The following is a 1,500-nucleotide window of genomic DNA, read 5'->3' as shown; positions in this document are numbered from 1 at the left end:
TCCATACCTTTCTTCGTGGGTTGTTTCTGATCATTCGTAAGATCGGGACGCCCGGGGGTCCGGGTATGGCTGGCATGGGTGAGCCGATGTCGTGGCTGAAAGGGATTGGCCGCCCGGTGCCCCGCGACGACCCGACCGCTCATTGGGATGCGCGAAGAAGATCGCTTGTATGGACACGTCGGCGCGGTCGTCTGCTGGGTGTGAACTCGCACGCTGACAGGGGAGGAACGGGTGCCCGAACTGTGGGCCGGGACGGACGCGGGCAAGGCCGAGCACCACTGCACGGTGATCGACGCCGACGGCAGGACGGTGCTGTCGCGCCGCGTGGCGAACGACGAAGGCGCGCTGCTGCAGCTCCTGCGCGATGTCCTGGAGGCTGCCGGCGAGGGCCCGGTGACGTGGGCGGTGGATCTGAACGCGGGCGGTGCCGCGCTGTGGATCGCCGTGCTCGTCAGCCACGGGCAACGGCTCTTCTACATCCCCGGCCGCACCGTCCACCACGCGTCCGGCGCCTACCGCGGAAGCGGGAAGACGGACGCGAAGGACGCCTTCGTCATCGCCGACCAAGCCCGCATGCGCCGGGACTTGCAGCCGTTGCAGGAGACCGGCGAGATCGCGGTGGACCTGAAGATCCTCACCGCACGCCGCATGGACCTCTCGGCCGACCGGACCCGGGCGATCAACCGGCTCCGCACCCAGGTCCTGGAGTACTTCCCCGCGTTGGAGCGGGCGTTCGACTACAGCACGTCCAAGACCGCGCTGATCCTGCTGGCCAAGTACCAGACCCCTGCCGCGTTGCGCAGGGTCGGCCGGGCCCGCCTGGCGGCCTGGCTGAAGAACCACGGAGTCCGGGTCGGCAACCACGCCAGGAGCGCCGCAGACAGCGCCGTCACCGCGGCCGAGGCCCAGTTCACCGTCGTCCCCGGGGAGAAGACCTGCGCGAAGATGGTCCACACCCTGGCGAGGGAGGTGATGGCCCTCGACCAGGAGATCGCCGAGCTCGAAGGCTTGATCGAGGGCCGGTTTCACGAGCATCCCGACGCCGCGGTGATCACGTCCATGCCCGGCGTCGGCGTCATACTCGGCGCCGAGTTCATCGCCGCGACCGGCGGCGACATGGCCGCGTTCGGCACCCCCGACCGGCTGGCCGGAGTGGCCGGCCTCGCGCCTGTCCCCCGCGACTCCGGGAAAGTCAGCGGCAACCTGCGCAGGCCGCGCCGCTACAGCAGGCGGCTCCTGCGCATGTTCTACCTTGCCGCCCAGGCCGCCACCGTCCACTGCCTTGAGTCGAAGACGTTCTACCGGCGCAAACGCGCAGAGGGAAAGAGCCACAAGCAGGCCGTCCTCGCTCTCGCCCGACGCCGCCTCAACGTCCTCTGGGCACTCATACGCGACCAGCGAACCTTCCACACAGACACTCGCAAGCTCGCTCTCGCAGCGGCATGACGCGATCACACGACGCCGTCCCAGCGACTTGACTTCGTCATTGGGAATCCCTTT

General features: G+C 68.6%; 1 protein-coding gene. It reads left to right on the top strand.

The genetic code is table 11. The features are described 5' to 3' along the window. Positions 1-231: 231 nt before the first annotated feature. Entirely contained in the window at positions 232-1,446 is a 1,215-nt protein-coding gene (locus tag ABEA93_RS41935) for an IS110 family RNA-guided transposase (RefSeq protein WP_345681280.1), read from the top strand. Positions 1,447-1,500 lie beyond the last annotated feature (54 nt).

It is taken from the genome of Yinghuangia aomiensis (assembly GCF_039542225.1).
GTDB classification, from domain to species: domain Bacteria; phylum Actinomycetota; class Actinomycetes; order Streptomycetales; family Streptomycetaceae; genus Yinghuangia; species Yinghuangia aomiensis.
This window is presented reverse-complemented; position numbering and strand designations above follow the sequence as displayed.